The sequence below is a fragment of the Acetobacter sp. genome (assembly GCF_047723915.1).
In the GTDB taxonomy this organism is placed as follows: Bacteria; Pseudomonadota; Alphaproteobacteria; order Acetobacterales; family Acetobacteraceae; genus Acetobacter.
In genome coordinates, this window is the sequence record NZ_JBDOBQ010000001.1 from 234,056 (window position 1) to 252,219 (window position 18,164).

General features: G+C 62.4%; 18 protein-coding genes. 11 read left to right on the top strand and 7 right to left on the bottom strand.

Annotation, left to right across the window (positions count from 1 at the left end; all coding sequences use genetic code 11):
- Positions 1 to 94 precede the first annotated feature (94 nt).
- The 11 genes from cysT (at position 95) to ABF990_RS01100 (ending at position 11,288) form a co-directional block, all read left to right on the top strand.
- Positions 95 to 946 (top strand): sulfate ABC transporter permease subunit CysT, encoded by an 852-nt coding sequence (cysT, locus tag ABF990_RS01050; RefSeq protein ID WP_415490554.1) that lies wholly within the window; start codon positions 95 to 97, stop codon positions 944 to 946.
- Complete coding sequence (locus ABF990_RS01055; RefSeq protein ID WP_415499590.1) at positions 943 to 1,746, top strand: sulfate ABC transporter permease; 804 nt, start codon at positions 943 to 945, stop codon at positions 1,744 to 1,746. The genes cysT and ABF990_RS01055 overlap by 4 nt, the downstream gene beginning before the upstream one ends.
- Positions 1,743 to 2,807 carry a sulfate/molybdate ABC transporter ATP-binding protein gene (locus tag ABF990_RS01060; protein WP_415499589.1) on the top strand — a complete coding sequence of 355 codons (1,065 nt, stop codon included), beginning with the start codon at positions 1,743 to 1,745 and terminating at the stop codon, positions 2,805 to 2,807. Before ABF990_RS01055 ends, ABF990_RS01060 begins: the two co-directional genes overlap by 4 nt.
- Positions 2,808 to 2,891: 84 nt before the next feature.
- A complete protein-coding gene (locus ABF990_RS01065; RefSeq protein WP_415490640.1) occupies positions 2,892 to 3,251 on the top strand; it encodes a DUF2849 domain-containing protein in 360 nt (119 codons plus the stop codon).
- A gap of 26 nt (positions 3,252 to 3,277) precedes the next feature.
- Positions 3,278 to 4,984 carry a nitrite/sulfite reductase gene (locus ABF990_RS01070; RefSeq protein ID WP_415499588.1) on the top strand — a complete coding sequence of 569 codons (1,707 nt, stop codon included), beginning with the start codon at positions 3,278 to 3,280 and terminating at the stop codon, positions 4,982 to 4,984.
- Positions 4,971 to 5,462, top strand: a complete 492-nt coding sequence (locus tag ABF990_RS01075; RefSeq protein ID WP_415499587.1) for a DUF934 domain-containing protein — start codon at positions 4,971 to 4,973, stop codon at positions 5,460 to 5,462. The genes ABF990_RS01070 and ABF990_RS01075 overlap by 14 nt, the downstream gene beginning before the upstream one ends.
- 12 nt (positions 5,463 to 5,474) lie before the next feature.
- On the top strand, positions 5,475 to 7,481 hold the full coding sequence (locus ABF990_RS01080) for a glycosyltransferase N-terminal domain-containing protein (protein WP_415499586.1): 2,007 nt from the start codon (positions 5,475 to 5,477) through the stop codon (positions 7,479 to 7,481).
- A complete protein-coding gene (lpxK, locus tag ABF990_RS01085) occupies positions 7,475 to 8,503 on the top strand; it encodes a tetraacyldisaccharide 4'-kinase (RefSeq protein WP_415499585.1) in 1,029 nt (342 codons plus the stop codon). The genes ABF990_RS01080 and lpxK overlap by 7 nt, the downstream gene beginning before the upstream one ends.
- Entirely contained in the window at positions 8,500 to 9,411 is a 912-nt protein-coding gene (locus ABF990_RS01090; RefSeq protein ID WP_415499584.1) for a lauroyl acyltransferase, read from the top strand. The genes lpxK and ABF990_RS01090 overlap by 4 nt, the downstream gene beginning before the upstream one ends.
- Before the next feature lie 137 nt (positions 9,412 to 9,548).
- Complete coding sequence (locus tag ABF990_RS01095; RefSeq protein WP_415499646.1) at positions 9,549 to 10,346, top strand: inositol monophosphatase family protein; 798 nt, start codon at positions 9,549 to 9,551, stop codon at positions 10,344 to 10,346.
- A 96-nt stretch (positions 10,347 to 10,442) separates the two neighbouring features.
- A complete protein-coding gene (locus ABF990_RS01100) occupies positions 10,443 to 11,288 on the top strand; it encodes a lipid-binding SYLF domain-containing protein (RefSeq protein WP_415490018.1) in 846 nt (281 codons plus the stop codon).
- A 199-nt stretch (positions 11,289 to 11,487) separates the two neighbouring features.
- Here ABF990_RS01100 and mltG read toward each other — a convergent pair whose 3' ends face one another.
- From mltG to ABF990_RS01135, 7 genes are all read right to left on the bottom strand, one after another.
- On the bottom strand, positions 11,488 to 12,522 hold the full coding sequence (mltG, locus tag ABF990_RS01105; protein WP_415499583.1) for an endolytic transglycosylase MltG: 1,035 nt from the start codon (positions 12,520 to 12,522) through the stop codon (positions 11,488 to 11,490).
- On the bottom strand, positions 12,512 to 13,822 hold the full coding sequence (gene fabF / locus ABF990_RS01110) for a beta-ketoacyl-ACP synthase II (protein WP_415490020.1): 1,311 nt from the start codon (positions 13,820 to 13,822) through the stop codon (positions 12,512 to 12,514). The genes mltG and fabF overlap by 11 nt, the downstream gene beginning before the upstream one ends.
- A 58-nt stretch (positions 13,823 to 13,880) precedes the next feature.
- A complete protein-coding gene (locus ABF990_RS01115) occupies positions 13,881 to 14,120 on the bottom strand; it encodes an acyl carrier protein (protein WP_025825175.1) in 240 nt (79 codons plus the stop codon).
- A gap of 290 nt (positions 14,121 to 14,410) precedes the next feature.
- Entirely contained in the window at positions 14,411 to 15,154 is a 744-nt protein-coding gene (fabG, locus tag ABF990_RS01120) for a 3-oxoacyl-[acyl-carrier-protein] reductase (RefSeq protein WP_415499582.1), read from the bottom strand.
- Positions 15,155 to 15,175: 21 nt separating this feature from the next.
- Positions 15,176 to 16,120 carry an ACP S-malonyltransferase gene (gene fabD, locus ABF990_RS01125; protein ID WP_415499581.1) on the bottom strand — a complete coding sequence of 315 codons (945 nt, stop codon included), beginning with the start codon at positions 16,118 to 16,120 and terminating at the stop codon, positions 15,176 to 15,178.
- A gap of 166 nt (positions 16,121 to 16,286) precedes the next feature.
- Positions 16,287 to 16,898 carry a YdcF family protein gene (locus ABF990_RS01130; protein ID WP_415490023.1) on the bottom strand — a complete coding sequence of 204 codons (612 nt, stop codon included), beginning with the start codon at positions 16,896 to 16,898 and terminating at the stop codon, positions 16,287 to 16,289.
- On the bottom strand, positions 16,895 to 18,154 hold the full coding sequence (locus tag ABF990_RS01135) for a class I SAM-dependent methyltransferase (protein WP_415490024.1): 1,260 nt from the start codon (positions 18,152 to 18,154) through the stop codon (positions 16,895 to 16,897). Before ABF990_RS01135 ends, ABF990_RS01130 begins: the two co-directional genes overlap by 4 nt.
- Positions 18,155 to 18,164: the final 10 nt, after the last annotated feature.

Consider the following 18,164-nt stretch of genomic DNA (forward strand, 5'->3'; position numbering starts at 1 on the left):
TGCCATGGCTTGATACCGTGGCAGTCTTGGGGGGTGGCCGGTCATGCCGGTGGCCCCCGTCCCATACGGGAAGGCCGGAATTGAACGCCGTACCATGAAACACACGTTTTTTGCTTTCATGCGCAGGACAGGCAGCACTTTGCCGGGTTTTCGCTTTACCCTGTCCGCTACAGTGATCTGGGCGGGGTTTCTGGTCGCTTTTCCGTTGTGTGCGCTGCTTGCGCGGCCATGGCAGGATGGCGTGGGGGCCATGGTCTCGGCCTTGCATGACAGCCGCATGTTTGCGGCATTATGGACCAGCTTTTCCTCCGCTGCGATTGCCGCTGCCTGCAACCTGCCTTTCGGGCTTATGCTGGCCTGGGCGCTGGCGCGCGGGCAGTTACCCGGCCGCTGGCTGGCCGATGCGCTGATAGACCTGCCGCTTGCGCTGCCCACGGCGGTGTCGGGGATCACGCTTGCAACGCTTTACGGGCCGAATGGCTGGCTGGGTGCGCCTTTGTCCCGCCTGGGTGTGAGCGTGTCTTACACACGCACCGGGATTATCGTGGCGCTGATGTTTGTCGGCCTGCCTTTTGTTGTCCGCGCGGTGGAGCCGGTATTGCGTAACCTGCCCCACGACCTGGAGGAAGCGGCTCTGCTGCTGGGTGCCAGACCCTGGCAGGTGGTGACACGGGTTATCGTCCCGCCCCTGCTGCCGGCCATGGTCACGGGGTTTGGTCTGGCGTTCGCGCGGGGGGTGGGGGAATACGGGTCGGTGATCTTTATTGCCGGGAACCAGCCTTTCCGCAGCGAAATTGCCCCTCTGCTGATTGTCGTACGCCTGCAGGAATTCGATTACGCGGGGGCGACTTCCGTAGCCCTGATCCTGCTGGTTATCTCCCTTCTGGTACTGCTTCTGGTCGGGAGCATGCGCAGGAAGCTCGCTTTGTGGAGCGAGCCGGCATGACCCGCTACGGATTATGGGTGGCAAGCTGGCTGTTTATTGCGGTCGTTCTCGTGACACCGCCGGTCATGGTGCTGAGCGAGGCCCTGCGCGACGGTATAGGTGCGTCGGTCGCCACACTGGCCGACCCGGATGCACAGGCCGCCATCTGGCTGACCCTGAAAGTCACGGTGATAACCGTCGCGGTCAACACCGTGTTCGGTATTCTTGCGGCCTGGCTTCTGGCGCGCTTTCGGTTTTTCGGCCGTCAGGCGCTGCTGGCTCTTCTTGAACTGCCGCTGAGCATGTCACCGGTGGTGTCCGGCCTGGTCTGGCTCCTGCTTTTTGGCGCGCAGGGGTGGTTTGGCCCGGCACTGGAGCGCATGAATATTCATATCGCCTTTGCGGTGCCGGGTATTGTCCTGGCCACCCTGTTCGTAACCCTGCCCTATGTGGTGCGTACGCTGCTGCCGGTCATGGAACTGCAGGGACGCGACGCGGAAGAAGCCGCTTTTCTGGCTGGAGCCAGCTTCCGGCAGGTGTTGTGGCATGTCTCGCTGCCGGGTGTGTGGGGGGCGCTGCTGTCGGGTGTGCTGCTGACAACGGCGCGTGCCCTGGGGGAATTCGGGGCGGTTTCCGTGGTGTCGGGGCATATCCCCGGCGAGACGGAGACCATGCCCCTGCATATCGAAAATCTGTATAACGGCTACCAGTCCGTGGCGGCGTTCACCATGGCGGCTCTTCTGGGCATTATGGCCCTTGGGGCGGTGGTGCTGCGTTCGGCCCCCGCATGGTTCGCGCGGCGGCGGGAGAAAACTTTATGAGTGTCGAGGTCAACGCCCTGCTCCGCACCGTTCCCGGCGCGGCGGCCCCCCTGCTCGATCATGTTTCGCTGAATGTGCCTGACGGTATGTTCGTGGCGCTGGTCGGACCTTCTGGCGCGGGCAAGACAACATTGCTGCGCGCCATAGCCGGGCTTGATCCCTACACTGCGGGAACGGTCAGTCTGGACGGGCATGTCATGACCGGCGTGCAGGCCCGGGCAGGCAGGATTGGCTTTGTATTCCAGAACTATGCGCTGTTTCCGCATATGACTGTCGCGCGTAACATTGCTTTCGGGCTCGATGTGTTGCCTGCCGCAACCCGGCCGCCGCGTGCCCAGGTTACGGCGCGGGTGACGGAACTGCTGGACCTGATGCAGATCCCCAGCCTGGGCAATGCCTATCCGTCCCGGCTTTCCGGCGGGCAGAGGCAGCGTGTGGCGCTGGCCCGCGCCTTGGCCACGGGGCCGGGTGTTCTGCTGCTTGACGAACCGTTTGGCGCGTTGGACCCCATTGTCAGGCGGTCTATCCGCACGTGGTTGCGCGACCTGCACGACAGGCTTGGGCTGACCACCATTCTGGTCACCCACGACCAGGAGGAAGCGCTGGACGTTGCGGACAGGATCGTGGTCATGCAGAGCGGGCGGATCGTCCAGGATGCCAGCCCCCAGGAACTGGATTGCAACCCCGCAACGGATTTCGTGATGGAATTTCTGGGGGAGGCCGTATCTTTTCCCGGTCATGTGCAGGGGGGCGTGATGGTGGCCGATGACAGGACCGTTCAGTCTTTTGCTGTGCCGACTCATGTGGCGGACGGTCCCGTCACAGCGATGATCCGCCCCTACGAAATCGCCTTGGTGCCCCAGGCGGTCCCGGGCAGCCCCGCTCCCATCCGGGCTGTGCCCCGTGGTGCGCGCGGGGGGTACCGGCATTATATTGTGCAGGCCGGCGCACGCAGCGTGCCATTTTTTGTGGCGCAGGGTCATGACACCTGTGCACTGGAAGGTGGTGCGCTGGATATCAGCCGGGCTCGGCTGTTCCGCCAGGGGCAGGCCTGTCTATGATACGTTCCTTATTCGTGGTATGTTGCTAAAATCGCGTATTTTTTGTATTTCCCCGGATGGGAAACGTGCCGGAAAGGTATGAGTGTGGATCGCAGGAACAATCGCCGGGATGCTGACGGGCTCAGTGTCGTGACCGCAAACCGCCTGCTCGACGGGCGGATTGTATGGCTTGAACCGAACGGGACCTGGGGCCTGACCATCAAACAGGCGCAGACCTTCTCCAATAACGATATGGTCGATGTGCTGGCGCGGCAGACTGCATGTGCCGCGCGTGACGCGGTGGTTGGCATTTACGGCGTGCAGGTCGAGCCCGGGTCGTCCGGTCCCGAGCCCGTGACAACCCGCGAGCAGATCCGTGCGTTCGGTCCCAGTGTACACTCCGAATTCACGCCCCTGTGGCAACCACCGACGCCGAACGCCGCTACCAGAACCGCAGACGCCTGAAACCGTCAGGCAGGACAGACAGAACAATGCCGCATTCCCCCCAGCCTGCTCTTTCGGTCGGGCGTTACACCTATGACAAGGTCGATCACACCTTCCTGAAGCAGCGGGTCGACCAGTTTCGTGACCAGGTGCGCCGCCGCCTGTCCGGCGAACTGAGCGAGGATGAATTCAAGCCGCTGCGGCTCATGAACGGGCTGTACCTGCAACTGCACGCCTATATGCTGCGTGTTGCCGTGCCTTATGGTGTCATCAGTGCCCCGCAAATGCGTACGCTGGCGCACATTGCGCGTACCTTTGACCGCGATTACGGGCACTTCACGACACGGCAGAACATTCAGTTCAACTGGATCAGGCTTGAAGATACGCCTGCCATTCTGGATATTCTGGCCGATGCGGAAATGCATGCCATCCAGACCAGCGGCAACTGCATTCGCAACGTGACATCGGACCAGTTTGCCGGTGCCGCGCGCGATGAGGTGCTCGACCCGCGTGTGCATGCCGAAATCCTGCGGCAGTGGTCGACCCTGCACCCCGAATTCACGTTCCTGCCGCGCAAGTTCAAGATCGCCATTTCCGGCAGCGAGCAGGACCGTGTGGCCGCGCGCTTCCACGATGTCGGGCTTCTGGCGCGCATGGGTGAGAACGGTCGGCCGGTGTTCGAGGTGTTTGTCGGCGGTGGGCTGGGGCGCACGCCGGTGATCGGCGTCAGCCTGCGTAACGACCTGCCCGAGGAAGACCTGATCGCCTATCTCGAAGCCATTCTGCGTGTTTATAACGAATACGGTCGGCGGGATAACATCTACAAGGCGCGCATCAAGATTCTGGTGCAGGCTCTTGGGCGGGATGCGTTCCTTGACAAGGTGAATGCGGAGTTCGCCGCCATGGACCGCAGCCGCTACCACCTGCCCGCGGAACTGGTCGAAGCCATACGGGCCCGTTTTGGGGCGCCGGCCTTCGAAGCCGTGTCCCCCGATGCGGCGGCAGACGTGGCCAGAGAACTTGCCGCCCATCAGAGGACGGACGCGGATTTCGCGGCCTGGCTTGCCTCGAACATACATCCGCACAAAGTGCCGGGCTACTGCAGTGTTACCGTGTCGTGCAAACCTTCGGGCGGCATTCCCGGTGATGTCACGTCCGCGCAGATGGACCTTCTGGCCGATCTGGCGGAACGCTACAGTTTTGGCGAACTGCGCGTGACCCATATCCAGAACGTCGTACTGGCCCATGTGCGCGAGGCCGACCTGTTCACCCTGTGGCAAGCCTTGTCCGATGCGGGGCTGGGCACGGCCAATGTTGGCATGGTGACGGATATCATCGCCTGCCCCGGGTTGGATTACTGCGCTCTGGCCAATGCCCGTTCCATTCCCATTGCCCAGAAGCTCAGCGCCCGGTTTGCCAGTATTTCCCTGCAGCGCGAAATCGGCTCCCTGCGGCTGAATATTTCAGGCTGCATCAATGCCTGCGGTCATCATCATGCCGGGCATATCGGTATTCTCGGCGTAGACAAGCGCGGGGAAGAAGCTTTCCAGATCACGCTGGGCGGCAATGCGGGGGAAGATGCCTCCATCGGGCAGATACTGGGTGCCGCCATGTCCGAGGATGAAACGGTCGATGCGATCGCGCGTATCATCGAGACCTATCTGGCCCGGCGCACGCCGGGGGAACGCTTTATAGAGACCTGCCGCCGTCTTGGTACGGCGCCATTTAAGGACGCCGCTTATGCCGCTGTTTGAGAACGGCCAGATTATCGAGGATACATGGCAGATCACGCAGGACGAACAGGTTCTGCCCACGGGCGATGTGCTGGTACCCCTGTCCCGGCTGGCGGAAGGGCTGGGCCGTAACGGTGGCGGGCGCCTTGGTGTTATCCTGTCCACAGCCGACAGGGTCGAGGACCTTGCCGCTGCCCTGCCCCGGCTTGATCTGGTCTGCCTGACCTTTCCCATCTTTCGTGACGGCAGGCCGTTCACGCAGGCGCGGGCGTTGCGTGAACACCTGCATTACAAGGGGATTGTGCGGGTCAGTGGGCATTTCCTGCCCGACCAGTATGAGTTCCTGCTGCGTTGCGGTGTCGATCAGGTTGTCATCCCCGAAGGGAGCGATGGCCAGGTCTGGCAGGACGCGCATACACGTTTTACCATCGCGTATCAGCCCTCGCTTCTGAACGAACGGGCGGAGGGGCTTGGGTTCAGGAGATGGCTGTCCGCCTGATGGGGGGGCATCGTGCGTGATGCGTCCGCTCCTGTCCGTTCGGGGCTGCGGTCCTGCGGGCTGGCGGTCCTGCGTGGCTACCTGAGCTTCGCACTCAGGACAACGCGCTGGACCTTCGTGATCGACCGCGAGGCCATGCCCTACCTGACGAGAGAGGACGGGCGCACCGCCATCATCGCATTATGGCACGAGGTGTTGCCCCTGACCTCGGTTTTGTGGTGGTGGGCGGAACCACAAAACCCGGCACTCAGGCTGCGGGTGCTGATAAGCCGGAACGCGGATGGGCGCATGATCGCCGATCTGATCGCACCATGGCGAATCTCGTCCATTGCCGGGTCTTCCGACACAAAGGGCAAGAACAAGGGTGGGGCCGCGGCTTTGCGCCAGATGCGTGCCAGCCTGCAACGGGGGGACCATATGGTCATTACCCCCGATGGTCCGCGTGGGCCCCGCCGCCGGGCGCAGCAGGGCGTGCTGGCGCTGGCGCGACTGTCGGACAAGCCTGTCATTCCCATCGGGGCGGCCTGTTTCAGCCTGCGTGTCCGGTCCTGGGACAGAATGGTGGTGCCACTTCCTTTCGGGCGTGGGGTGCTGGCATGTGGTGCTCCCCTCGTTTTCGGGCCTGCCGGGCAGGAGGGCCGTTCCACGGCCGGGCAGCTCCATGAGCTTGAAACCGCGCTTGAACGCGTCACAGCCCTGTGCTCGCGGCCCGACATGCCCCTCCTCCAGGGGTTCGAGCGGGAGACATGTTTTGTCAAACCCGCTCGCGTGGGTCCGTCGGGTCTATGGCATGGTGTAGCGACGTTGCTGACACCTGTTTTGCCTTTTTTTCTGCGCTGGCGGCAGACCCGCGGCAAGGAGCTGCCCCATCGGGTGCGTGAGAAAATGGGTTTCGCCTCCCGTTTGAGGCCGGGGGGGGATATTGCCTGGTTCCATGCCGCCAGCGTGGGGGAACTGGTGACCGTTCTGCCACTGGTTCAGGCCTGTCTGGATCGTTCTCCCGCACTGGGTGTTCTGGTCACGACCGGCACGGTCACCGCCGCCGCCATGCTGGAGCAGCGGATCAGCCACCCGCGTGTGATCCACCAGTTCATGCCGCTTGATGTGCCCCGTTGGGGACGGCGTTTTCTCGACCACTGGAAGCCCCAGGTGGCCGTGTTCGCGGAAAGTGAATTATGGCCCAACATGCTTGGGTTGTGTCATGCCCGCCTGCTTCCGGTCGTACTGGTCAATGGCCGCGTGTCTGACAGCACCTTCAGGCAGTGGCGACGTATGCCGCGCGTGGCCCGCAGAATGCTCGAACGCTTTGCCTGGGTCTGCGCCCGCTCCATGGAAGATGCCGAACGTCTGCGTGTGTTGGGGGCACGGACGCAACTGCCCAGCGGGGACCTGAAAGCCTGCGCACAGCCTTTGCCGGTGGATGAAGAGGAATTGCGGCAGGTGCGCGCCCGGATTGGTGCGCGGCCTGTTTTTCTGGCGGCCTCCACCCATGCGGGGGAAGAAGAGCAGATTATCCGCGCGGCCGAACTGGCCCGGCGCGACAGCCCCGATCTGCTGACGATTATCGTGCCACGCCATCCGGAACGGGGCCAGACGGTGTCTGCTATGGCGGCACACGCTCCGCGCAGGGCTCTGGGGCAAATGCCGGGAGATAAGGATGCTGTCTGGGTCTGCGATACGCTGGGTGAACTTGGACTGTTTTTCCGTCTGGCGTCGTGTGTTTTTATTGGCAACAGCCTGCCCGGTTGCAAAGGTGGCGGCCATAACCCGTATGAGCCTGCCCGCCTGCATTGCGCGCTTGCTACCGGCCCCCTGACCGGGAACTTCGATCAGGCCTTTGCACGGCTGGCTTCCTGCGTGACGGTGGTGGCCGACGCGCCAACCCTTGCGGACTGGTTGCGGAGCATGATGCAGCATCCCGGCGAGTGTGCACGTCAGGCCGATATGGCCTATGCCGTCGCAACGGCGGATCAGGCTTTGCCGGACCGTCTGGCCGCGCAGATTCTGGCGTTATGGTGACTGTCAGGCCACCTGCCTTCTGGGCCGATCCCCGCTCACGGCTATGGCCGTGGCTGCTGTCCCCGTTGGAAGCGGTGGTGGCGCAACTGGCCCAGCGGCGTCAGAAACGCTCAGGGTGGCGCGCACCTGTGCCTGTTCTGTGCTGCGGCAATATAACCACGGGTGGAACGGGGAAAACGACGGTGGTCATGGACCTTGCAAGCCGTCTGATCCGCGAGGGACGCCACCCCCATGTGCTGACCCGGGGGTACGGCGGCAGTACGGCGCAGGGCACGCGGGTCGATCTGGTGCAGCATACCGCCCGTGACGTGGGGGATGAGCCCCTTCTGCTGGCCCGTCTCTGCCCGGTGTGGGTCGGTGCCGATCGTGTGCGGACCGCACGTGCGGCCGTGGCCGCCGGCGCGGACTGCCTGCTGATGGATGACGGCTTCCAGAACCCTGGCTTGCACAAGACCCTGTCCCTGCTGGTGGTGGATGGATCGGCGGGGGTCGGGAACGGCCATGTCCTGCCTGCCGGCCCCTTGCGGGAACGCCCGGCACAGGCATTTGTGCGGGCCAGTGCGGTGCTGATGATTGGTCCGGATCGAACAGGTTTTCTCCCTGCGCTTGCGGAATACGATCTGCCGGTTTTCAGGGCCGGGCTTGCGCAGTCGGCCGAAGTCGTGGCTCTGGGGGCCAGAGCCTGTGTTGCATTCGCGGGGCTTGGCCGGCCGGAGAAATTTTTCGAAGGCCTGCGTGCCGCTGGTGTCAATCTTGTTCAGGCACTCGCATATCCCGATCATTATTTTTATAAGAGCCGGGATATGCGTCATCTGTCAGATATTGCACAGGCCGGGAATGCCTGCCTTCTTACAACCCCCAAGGATGCGGTGCGTCTGCCACCGGCTTTCAGGCGTGGGGTTACGGAAGTTGGCGTCGATCTGGTCTGGCGGGATCCGAGCGATCCGGAATGGATCATCACCACTCTGTTCGAACGTTTTGCCGCGGATGAGGCGCTGATCGGAGAGGGAAAGCCCCGATGAGCAACAGTTTGCGCCAGGTTGGGCAACGCATCGAGGCGGCGCTTGCCCGAACGCTGCTGTGGCTTCTGGGGTGCCTGCGCCCGGACCATGCGTCGTCGGTGGCGGGGGGGGTGTGCCGCGTCATTGGCCCGCTTCTGCCCGTATCGCGGGTTGCCATCAGCAACCTGAGCCAGGCCATGCCCGAACTGGATGCAGCCACACGCCAACGGATCATGCGCGGGGTATGGGAAAACCTTGGCCGTACGATAGGTGAACTGCCCCATATTGCCAGCCTGCGGGAAAATACGTCGACAGGTCCCGGGTTCGAGGTCGTGGGGGCGGAATATCTGCATGCCCAGGCCGAGCGTGGCGGCTCTGTTCTGTTCATGTCCGGTCATATCGGAAACTGGGAAATGCTGCCCCCTGCCGTTGCGCGACATGGCGTGCCTTTTGCATCCTTCTACCGGGCCGCGGCCAATCCGCTGATCGATACGATGATCCGTACCCTGCGTGACCGCGCGATGGGGGACAACCCCATGCCGCTGTTCGCCAAGGGGGCGCGTGGCGCGCGTGAAGCCCTTGCCTATGTCGCGCGGGGTGGGCGGCTGGGCATGCTGGTGGACCAGAAGATGAATGACGGGATCGAGGCGTCGTTCTTCGGCAGGCCCGCCATGACGGCCCCTGCCCTTGCCACCATGGCGCTGCGCTATCGCTGTCCTGTTATTCCCGGCTATGTGGTGCGGCTGGGGCCGGCCCGGCTGCGTGTTGTGGTGGAACCCCCTCTAGACCTGCCCGATACAGGCGACCGGCAGCACGATACGCAGGCCCTTGTACAGACGATCAACGACCGGCTGGAAAGCTGGATCAGGCAGTACCCGCAAAGCTGGTTATGGCTGCACCGGCGCTGGCCGAAAGAGTCCGGCCGCTAAGCGGATGTGCATCCAGCCTGTGACGGTCGGGGCTGTTCGTGACGGAATGGCGGAGCGGGCATCGCCTGAACGGGTGTTTTGCGTTTAAGATAGCCCAGCCCAGCCCAGCCCAGCCCAGAACCGGAGCCATGAACCCTATGCCTTATGCCAGCCCCGCCCTTGAATGTCGCCTGGAAGCGGCCAAAGCTGTCGTGCACGATGCCGCACGTCTGGCCATGTCCATGCGACCACCGCCGGGTGGACCGGAGGCGCAGCTGAAATCCGCCCAGGACTGGCTGACCGAAACGGATGGCGCGGTGGAAGCGTTCATTGCCAGACGAATGCAGGCCATGTTCCCCGATGACGGGTTTCAGGGCGAGGAAGGCGGTATGACACGCACAGGCAGCCTGCGCTGGGTGGTAGACCCGATTGACGGTACCTCCAATTATGCACGGGGGCGCAGCCGGTGGTGTGTCTCGCTTGGTCTGCTCGATGGTGACGACCCCGTGGCTGGCGTGATCGAAGCCCCGGCTTTGGGCGAGGTCTATACAGCCCAGCGCGGGGTTGGGGCGTTCCTGAACGGCAAGCCCATTCAGGCATCTCCGATCGCGGACCCTACCCGCGCCATGATCGAAATGGGATGGAGCGGGCGTGTTCCCAAACCCGTGTTCATGGAAAAAATGGATGCCATCATGGCGCTTGGCGCCATGCCGCGCTCGGGTGGTTGCGGGGCTCTGGCGCTGGCGGATGTCGCAAGCGGGCGGCTGGACGGGTATGTTGAAATCGTCATCAATCTGTGGGATGTCGCCGCCGCTCTTCCCCTACTGGCCGAAGCCGGGGCATGTGTGTCACCTTTCTTGCGTGACGGCGGGCTTACGGGCGGGGCAACCATTCTGGCCGCTAACCCGCATATTGCTTCCACCCTTTCGCACGCAGTGGGTATTGCCCTGACGTGACGGGCATGCCCCAATGGCCTTTGTGCCGCCATAAAACAGTGCTTTCCTGCCCAGGCTAAACAGTCCTGCCAGACTTACCGTGGAGAAAAACCGGTCATGTATTCCATCTTTCGTCTGTCTGCTGTTTCTGCCCTTGTGGTAACGGTTGCCTTGGGGACCGGCCCCGTTCGAGCCTATGCGGCAGAAAACGCACAGTCCATTGTCGACAAGGCAACGCTGAGTGTTCAGGATATTTTCAGCTCCAGCAGCCAGCAGACGACCCTGACAGGAAACCTGTCCAGCGCTCGCGCCGTGATGGTCTGCCCGTCGATGTTCCGGGTGTCGATCGGCTTTGGCGGCGCGCACGGAGACTGCGTGCTTCTTGCCCGTGACGCCAGGGGGTCCTGGTCAGATCCTGCTTTTTACAAGCTGAGTTCCGCGTCCATGGGCATACAGTTCGGTGTGCAGAGTTCGCAGATCATCTTTTTCGTCATGACGGATCGTGGGTTGCAGGCTCTGCTGGACAGTCAGTTCCAGTTCGATTCCAATGCCGGTGCATCTTTCGCCAATATGAGTTCGGCCACCGCCAGTGGTACGGCAGGTGCCCGGAATACGGATATTCTGATCGCCCAGAAATCCCAGGGGGTCTTTGCCGGTGTTTCACTGGGTGGAAGCAAGCTGACTGTCAACAGCGACGTCAACCGCGACTATTACAAGCAGTCTGTCGGCCCGGAAGATATTCTTGTGAGCATGCGCGTGAACAACCCTGATGCCGATCCGCTGCGCCGGGTGTTGATGCGTTATGCCCAAACGACCCCGGCTGCCGCGCAGAATACTTCGCGCTACACTCCTCAGGCTGCTCCCCGTACAACGTATTCGGGCGACGCGACAGGCGATAGTGTGGGGGCCAGCGCACCGAGTGGCGGCATCAGGCAGGAAAATCTCGGGCCTGTCAGCCGCTGACATTGCCCGCAGGGCAGGATGCCAACAAAATGGACGGCGGGCAGGATCAGCACTTTTGTGTTCGACTTGCCCCGGCGCCGCGCGCGGCCCTGCCCTCAAGCCCTCAAGCCCTCAAGCCCTCAAGCCCTCAGCGATCGGTCGGTCTTTGCTGCGGCTGTAATGTGCCTCATAGGGCAGCATGACCGGGTGGAGGCCCGGGCTACCGGCCTGACTGCTGCGCCCTGAACAGTGATACGTTCTTGTTGTGCTCGCTGAGTGTGGCCGCAAAATTATGCCCCCCGGTCCCGTTGGCGACAAAATACAGAGCATTGCTTTGTGCCGGGTGGGCCGCGGCTTCGAGCGCGGCCAGTCCGGGTGAGCAGATCGGACCGGGCGGCAGGCCAGTGTTCAGATAGGTATTATACGCGCTGGGGGTTTGCAGGTCCGTGTGTGTCAGGGCGCGGCCCAGCGGTGGTCTGCCCTGTGTCAGAGCATAAATGACCGTCGGGTCGGTCTGAAGTTTCATGCCTTTTTGCAGCCTGTTCACCAGAACGCGGGCCACCAGTGGGCGCTCGGCCGGAACGGCTGTTTCCTTTTCCACCAGAGACGCCAGAACAAGCAGATCCTGCGGACTTTGGAGGGGGAGACCGGGCTGACGGTCCTGCCAGATGCTGGCGAGTGTACTGGCCATTTTAGCCTGCATGCGTGCCAGTACATCAGCCCGTGGTTCGTCACGCAGGTAAGTGTATGTCTGCGGCAGCGCGCTTCCTTCTGCCGCGGGAGAGATATCGGCGGTCAGAAAAGGCGCATTTAGGAGAAGATTGGTAATATCGTAAGCTGTCAGTCCTTCCGGCACGGTCAACCGGTGCAGCACCGGCTTGCCATGACGCAGAATCCATAAGGTTTCGCTCATGGAGACCTGGGCAGGAAAATGCAGTTCCGCAGCATGGATCTGCCCGTCCTTCCTGGTCAGGGCAATGGAAAGCTGAAAAAGCCTGCCTGTCCATGATCCCGGACGTAGAACGCCCGTTTCCTGCAAGGTTGCAAGTGTTGCGCTATAGCCGCCCCTATGGATGACAATATCCTGGCCGGTAGCCAGCGGTCCGGGGCGGGTATAATCGTGCCAGGCTATTGCGCCGATGGCAGCAAAGCCAAGCAGGCATAGACCTGAAAAGGCCGCCAGCCACCGGAGAAGAAAAAATCTTCCCTTCCTGGCTGGCGGCAGTGGTGTCCGGCTTTTACGCTTAGACGCCACGCACGATCAGGCTGGCATTGGTGCCGCCAAAACCGAAGCTGTTGGACAACGCAACGTCAATCCGGCGCTGCTGGGCCGTATGCGCCACGCGGTCGATCACGCTTTCACGCGACGGATTGTCCAGGTTCAGTGTGGGCGGGGCCACATTGTCCCGAATGGCAAGAATGGAGAAAATAGCCTCCACAGCGCCTGCGGCACCAAGCAGATGCCCCGTGGCCGATTTTGTGGACGACATGGCCAGTTTACTGGCGTCATCGCCAAAAAGACGTTCCACGGCTTCAAGTTCGAGGTCATCGGCCATGGTGGACGTGCCATGGGCGTTGACGTAGTTGATATCCGCAGGAGTCAGGCCAGCGCTTTGCAGGGCTGCCCGCATGGCGCGATAAGCCCCGTAATGGCCTTCCGCCGGTGCGGTGATGTGGTAGGCATCGCCCGACATGCCGTAGCCGATGATTTCGCCATAGATCTTGGCGCCACGGGCCTTGGCGTGCTCGTATTCTTCCAGCACGACAATACCCGCACCTTCGCCCATGACAAAACCGTCGCGGTCCTTGTCCCACGGGCGGGACGCGGCCTGAGGCGTGTCATTGAAGCCGGTGGAAAGCGCTCTGGCGGAACAGAATCCGGCAATGCCCAGCGGGCATACGGTTGCTTCCGCGCCACCTGCCACCATCACGTCGGCATCGCCGAACATGATAAGGCGCGCGGCATCGCCAATGGCGTGTACGCCGGTAGCGCAGGCTGTCACCACAGAGTGGTTGGGACCCTGAAAGCCGTATTTGATGGAAACATGCCCCGAGACCAGATTGATCAGGGCAGAGGGAATGAAGAATGGCGAAAGCCGGCGCGCACGCCCTTCATGCACCGTGATCGACGCATCGTAGATGGTCTGCAGGCCGCCAATGCCAGACCCGATCATGACACCGGTGCGGCATTTTTCTTCCTCGGTCTGAGGTTTCCAGCCGGAATCCTCGACCGCCTCGGTCGCGGCGACCAACCCCATATGAATGAAGCGGTCCATCTTGCGCTGGTCTTTGACAGGCACCCACTCCGAAAGAGTCAGTTTCCCGTCAGCGGTGGGGCCTTCCGGCACTTCACCTGCTACCTGTGCGGGCAGGTCGCTTGGGTCGAACTGCGTGATTTTGCCAATCCCGCTTTCTCCCGCAATCAGACGTGACCACACGTTCTCAACACCGAGACCCAGAGGTCCTACGATGCCCATGCCGGTGACGACAACGCGTCTCCGTCCCGAATTCGCTCCGGCCGACAGTAACAAACCAGCCCGCTCCCTGTTCGACACGCCATTGGTCCCTCAGTCTTCCGAGGGACCTTCCATTACTATCCGCAGAAACCTGTGTTCAGGCGGCTTTCTGCTTTTCGATATAATCGATGGCGTCTTTCACCGTGGTGATTTTTTCCGCCGCGTCTTCAGGGATTTCGACATTGAAGGCTTCTTCAAACGCCATCACCAGCTCGACGGTGTCAAGGCTGTCAGCGCCCAGGTCGTCAATGAACGACGCTTCGGGTGTGACCTTGCTTTCCTCGACGCCGAGATGCTCGACCACGATCTTCTTAACCTTATCAGCGATTTCGCTCATCTGTCCTTGTATCCCATATGCCTGACCGCGCCGCGGCAGGGTGTTCAGGTGCTTGATCCGCTACAGTCCCGCATGATGCAGAAACAGGGAAACCCTGTTTCCCGTTTTCTGCAACGCAGCAGGAGTTGCGGGCGCTTAGCACGTTTTCCTTCGTTACGCCAAGGCAAACCCGACAGATATGTCCTTTGTCAGCCCGGCGTGATGGAGCTTGCGTTGTCTGTCTGCCACATCTCGAAATGTTTTGCACCTTCCCTTATGGCGGTGCAAGCCGCTTCTGATGTGGCAGGGGGTCAGATCATGGCCATCCCGCCATTGACGTGCAGTGTAGCGCCAGTCACCCAGGCTGCTTCGTCGGAGGCGAGGTAGAGCACGGCTGAGGCAACGTCCTCGGGCTTGCCAAGCCTGCCCAGAGGAATGCTGCCCAGCAGTTTTTCCTTCTGCGCGTCGGGGAGCACGTCGGTCATGGGCGTGACGATAAAGCCCGGAGCGACCACGTTGACCGTGACCCCGCGTGACCCCGCTTCCTGCGCCAGGGACTTGCTCATGCCGATCATACCGGCCTTGGCGGCGGCATAATTGGCCTGGCCCGCATTGCCGGTTGCCGCGATGATGGAGGCAATGTTGACAATACGGCCGGCACGGCGGCGCAGCATGCCCTTGAGCGCCGTCCGGCACAGGCGGAAAGGTGCTGCGAGGTCGACGTCCAGAACCTGGTTCCAGTCTTCGTCCTTCATGCGCAGGGCAAGCGTATCGCGCGTCAGTCCGGCATTGTTGACCAGGATGTCTACCGGACTGCCAGCCTGTTCCTCGGCTTTTGCCAGCAGGGACTCCGCGGCGGCAGGCTCGCTCAGGTTGGCTGTGGCGTAAAACGCCCTGCCCTGCCCCAGGTCCTGCGCCTGCTGGGCAATGACCGATTCCCGCGTGCCGGACAGGACAACTTTCGCCCCCTGCGCATGCAGCACCTGCGCGATAGCGCTGCCAATGCCGCCAGATGCCCCCGTGACCAGGGCGGTTTTACCTTCGATTCTGAACATGCTGTGATGAACCTGCTGTTTTTAAAGTGATTTCAAAAAAGTTTCGATGTCGGCCGGCGTGCCGATGGACAGAGCCGAAACCTCCGGGTCGATCCGCCGGACCAGTCCGGACAGAACCTTGCCCGCACCGATTTCCACAAAGGTATCGACCCCCATGCCCACCATGGCGCTGACACTTTCATGCCAGCGCACGCGGCCGGTCACCTGTTGCACAAGGTTGCGCCGAATCGTATCGGCATCGGTTTCGCGCTCTGCCGTGACGTTGGCGATAACCGGCACGATGGGAGCTGCGATGTCGGCCTGCGCCAGCGCTTCGGCCATGACATCTTCGGCCGGTTTCATCAGCGAGGAATGAAAGGGTGCGGAGACCGGCAGCTTGACCGCGCGCTTGATTTTCATCTCCTTGGCAAGGGCGATGGCCGCGTCGATTCCGGCCAGGGCCCCTGACAGCACGATCTGGCCACCACCGTTGTCATTGGCAATTTCCACAATGCCGGTCTTGCCTGCCTGCTGGCAGATCTCCTCCGCCTGGGCCAGGGTGACACCGATCAGGGCGGCCATGCCGCCTTCCCCCGCCGGGACTGCTTTCTGCATTGCCTGACCGCGCATGCGCAGCAGGCGGGCTGTCTGGGCGACACCCAGCGCGCGGCCTGCGGCAAGGGCCGTGTATTCCCCCAGGGAATGCCCCGCGAGCAGCGTGGCGGTGGCGGACAGATCCAGCCCGCCATCCTGCTCCAGCACCCGCATGACGGCCATGGACATGGCCATAAGAGCGGGCTGGGCGTTTTCCGTGCTGGTCAACGTATCCATGGGGCCTTCAAAAATGATTTTTGAAAGATGTTCCCCAAGGGCTTCGTCGACTTCTTCAAAGACGGCGCGCGCGGCGGGAAAAGCCAGGGCCAGGTCCTGTCCCATGCCTACGGACTGGCTGCCCTGTCCGGGGAAAACAAAAGCATAAACGGTCATAATATCTCACTATGTCCAATGTGACCCGCGCGACAGGGTTGGGCTGCATGTGGCCAAATGCACGGGGCTGAAAAGCGGGTCCCGTGGCCATATGCGGTTGACGGGACACTCAGCCAGAGGTGCCTGTGCGCGGGCTATAAAAGTGGTGCGGAGAATAAGGCGCGTCTCAGCGCCGCACAATACGCCATGCCAGGATAAGCAGTGCATCCCACGGTGTTGCGACCAGTTCATGCAGCAGGCGCCACAGGCGTTTTGCGGCGCTGGCGGAGCTTGAGCCGGAGGATAAAAAGGGCACGGCTTTTACCCGCCAGCCTGCAAGGCGCATCAGCAGCATGCAGCGCAGACGGTGGAACGGACTGGTTGCCACAAGCACAGACGCGTCCGGGGCAAGTGCGAGTGCCTCCAGCAGTGTGCTGCATGCCTTGACGGAGGCCAGCGTGTCGTCGGCTGTGGGTTCGGGCAGGATGGCGCTGCCAGGGACACCCGCATCGCGCAGCAGGTGCTCCATGACAGCGGCTTCGGTCACGCCGCCGCGTGGTACACCGCCGGTGGGCATGTATAGCGCATTGGCTATTTTCCGCCCTGTCGCCACGGCGCTGTCAACCCTGTTGCGCAGGGACTGTGTGGGCGTGCCATCAGGGCGGAGAGCCGCGCCAAAAATGATGATCGCCACCACCCCGCCCGGTGGGGCGCTGGTGCGGGTGGTGCCGCATGGTGGCTGGGGCTCTGTAACTGGCCCCGGTTCTGGCGTGGAGTCGGGGCCTCCCTTGGGTATCATGGCGGCGGGCGCAGCAGAACGCGGTTCAGGCGTTCGAGCATGTCAAAGCTTTCGCGCCAGACCTGGCGGAATTTGGTTTCCCCCACTCCGCGAGAGGCCAGAATTTCGGCCAGCTGGCCTACGTTACGTTCACCGTCGATCAGGGGCAGAATGCCGCGGGCCTGCGGTGGCAATGCAACGGGCACGACAAGGGTGCCGAAAGAAAAGGCAAGTGTGTTGTCCGGGCGCATCTGCCGTGCCAGTTCATCGCCCGGGATTTCGCGCATGATCGGGACAGTCGCGACATCCATCGGGTCTGGCCTTGTCGGTCTGCATCCCTTGCGGACGGCGTAGGCGACATGGGTGGCCATGTTGCCTGTCAGATCCTCGGCTATGGCTGCCTGTTCATGGGGGGGAAATTCCGCCACACGAGCGCGCAGGCGCGGGTCGGGCAGGAAAAGTGACGGGTCATACCGCGCGGGTTCCATAAGGCAGGTGGCTTCAAGGCCCGCCTTGTCCATCAGGTCCAGGAACGTCGTGACCGTATAACTGCGATCGCGCGGGTTGAGCAGAAGATCGTACAACCCCGCATCCCCGCCTGAGAGATGGTCCCCGAAATTACCGTTCTGTCTCAGCCATGCCGTGGCGGGCAGTGCGCGCATGACGCGTCTGGCAATATCCAGTCGCGCTTCGGGTGACTGCGCGATGGGCGCGAGCTTTGCCAGCGCGTCCTGCACCATATAGACGCCGGTGCGTCCGTAAGGAGCATAAACCATCAGCCCCATGCCCCCACCGGGTGCCAGAAGCTGGGTCAGGCCTGCCAGTACGGCCTCCGGCTCGGGCAGGTGGTGCAGCACGCCACAGCAGTCGATATAATCAAAAAGTCCTAGATCGAGCGTATCCAGCGCATTCAGCGACGCCTGGACAAAGCGGATGTTCGACAGTTGCCGGGCCTGTGCGCGAGCCTGAGCAATATCCAGTGCTGCTCTGGAGCGATCAAGGCAGATCACCTCACCCTGGCGCTGGGCACGGGCGAGGTGCGTTGCCAGCATGATGGCGCCGTCCCCCGTGCCACACCCTGCCACAAGCACGCGCAGTGGCAGGCTTGTTGGCCGTTGCGCGCCGAAAACCCAGTAATCGATTTCACGCAGGTGGCTGGGGCTGCCGATCAGCAGGCGTCGTAGCTCATCCTGCGGGTTGCGCTCGGGGTAAGGATAGGCCTCGTACTGGGCAGCAAGGCTTGTATCGCGGCGATCCGCGCGGTCGTGGTCTTCCATCAGCGGCTCC

Coding starts and splice junctions, on each gene's coding strand:
- cysT (WP_415490554.1), top strand. CDS start 95: ATGAAACACACGTTTTTTGCTTTCATGCGCAGGACAGGCAGCACTTTG.
- ABF990_RS01055 (WP_415499590.1), top strand. CDS start 943: ATGACCCGCTACGGATTATGGGTGGCAAGCTGGCTGTTTATTGCGGTC.
- ABF990_RS01060 (WP_415499589.1), top strand. CDS start 1,743: ATGAGTGTCGAGGTCAACGCCCTGCTCCGCACCGTTCCCGGCGCGGCG.
- ABF990_RS01070 (WP_415499588.1), top strand. CDS start 3,278: ATGCCGCATTCCCCCCAGCCTGCTCTTTCGGTCGGGCGTTACACCTAT.
- ABF990_RS01075 (WP_415499587.1), top strand. CDS start 4,971: ATGCCGCTGTTTGAGAACGGCCAGATTATCGAGGATACATGGCAGATC.
- lpxK (WP_415499585.1), top strand. CDS start 7,475: ATGGTGACTGTCAGGCCACCTGCCTTCTGGGCCGATCCCCGCTCACGG.
- ABF990_RS01090 (WP_415499584.1), top strand. CDS start 8,500: ATGAGCAACAGTTTGCGCCAGGTTGGGCAACGCATCGAGGCGGCGCTT.
- ABF990_RS01095 (WP_415499646.1), top strand. CDS start 9,549: ATGCCTTATGCCAGCCCCGCCCTTGAATGTCGCCTGGAAGCGGCCAAA.
- ABF990_RS01100 (WP_415490018.1), top strand. CDS start 10,443: ATGTATTCCATCTTTCGTCTGTCTGCTGTTTCTGCCCTTGTGGTAACG.
- ABF990_RS01115 (WP_025825175.1), bottom strand. CDS start 14,120: ATGAGCGAAATCGCTGATAAGGTTAAGAAGATCGTGGTCGAGCATCTC.
- fabG (WP_415499582.1), bottom strand. CDS start 15,154: ATGTTCAGAATCGAAGGTAAAACCGCCCTGGTCACGGGGGCATCTGGC.
- fabD (WP_415499581.1), bottom strand. CDS start 16,120: ATGACCGTTTATGCTTTTGTTTTCCCCGGACAGGGCAGCCAGTCCGTA.
- ABF990_RS01130 (WP_415490023.1), bottom strand. CDS start 16,898: ATGATACCCAAGGGAGGCCCCGACTCCACGCCAGAACCGGGGCCAGTT.
- ABF990_RS01135 (WP_415490024.1), bottom strand. CDS start 18,154: ATGGAAGACCACGACCGCGCGGATCGCCGCGATACAAGCCTTGCTGCC.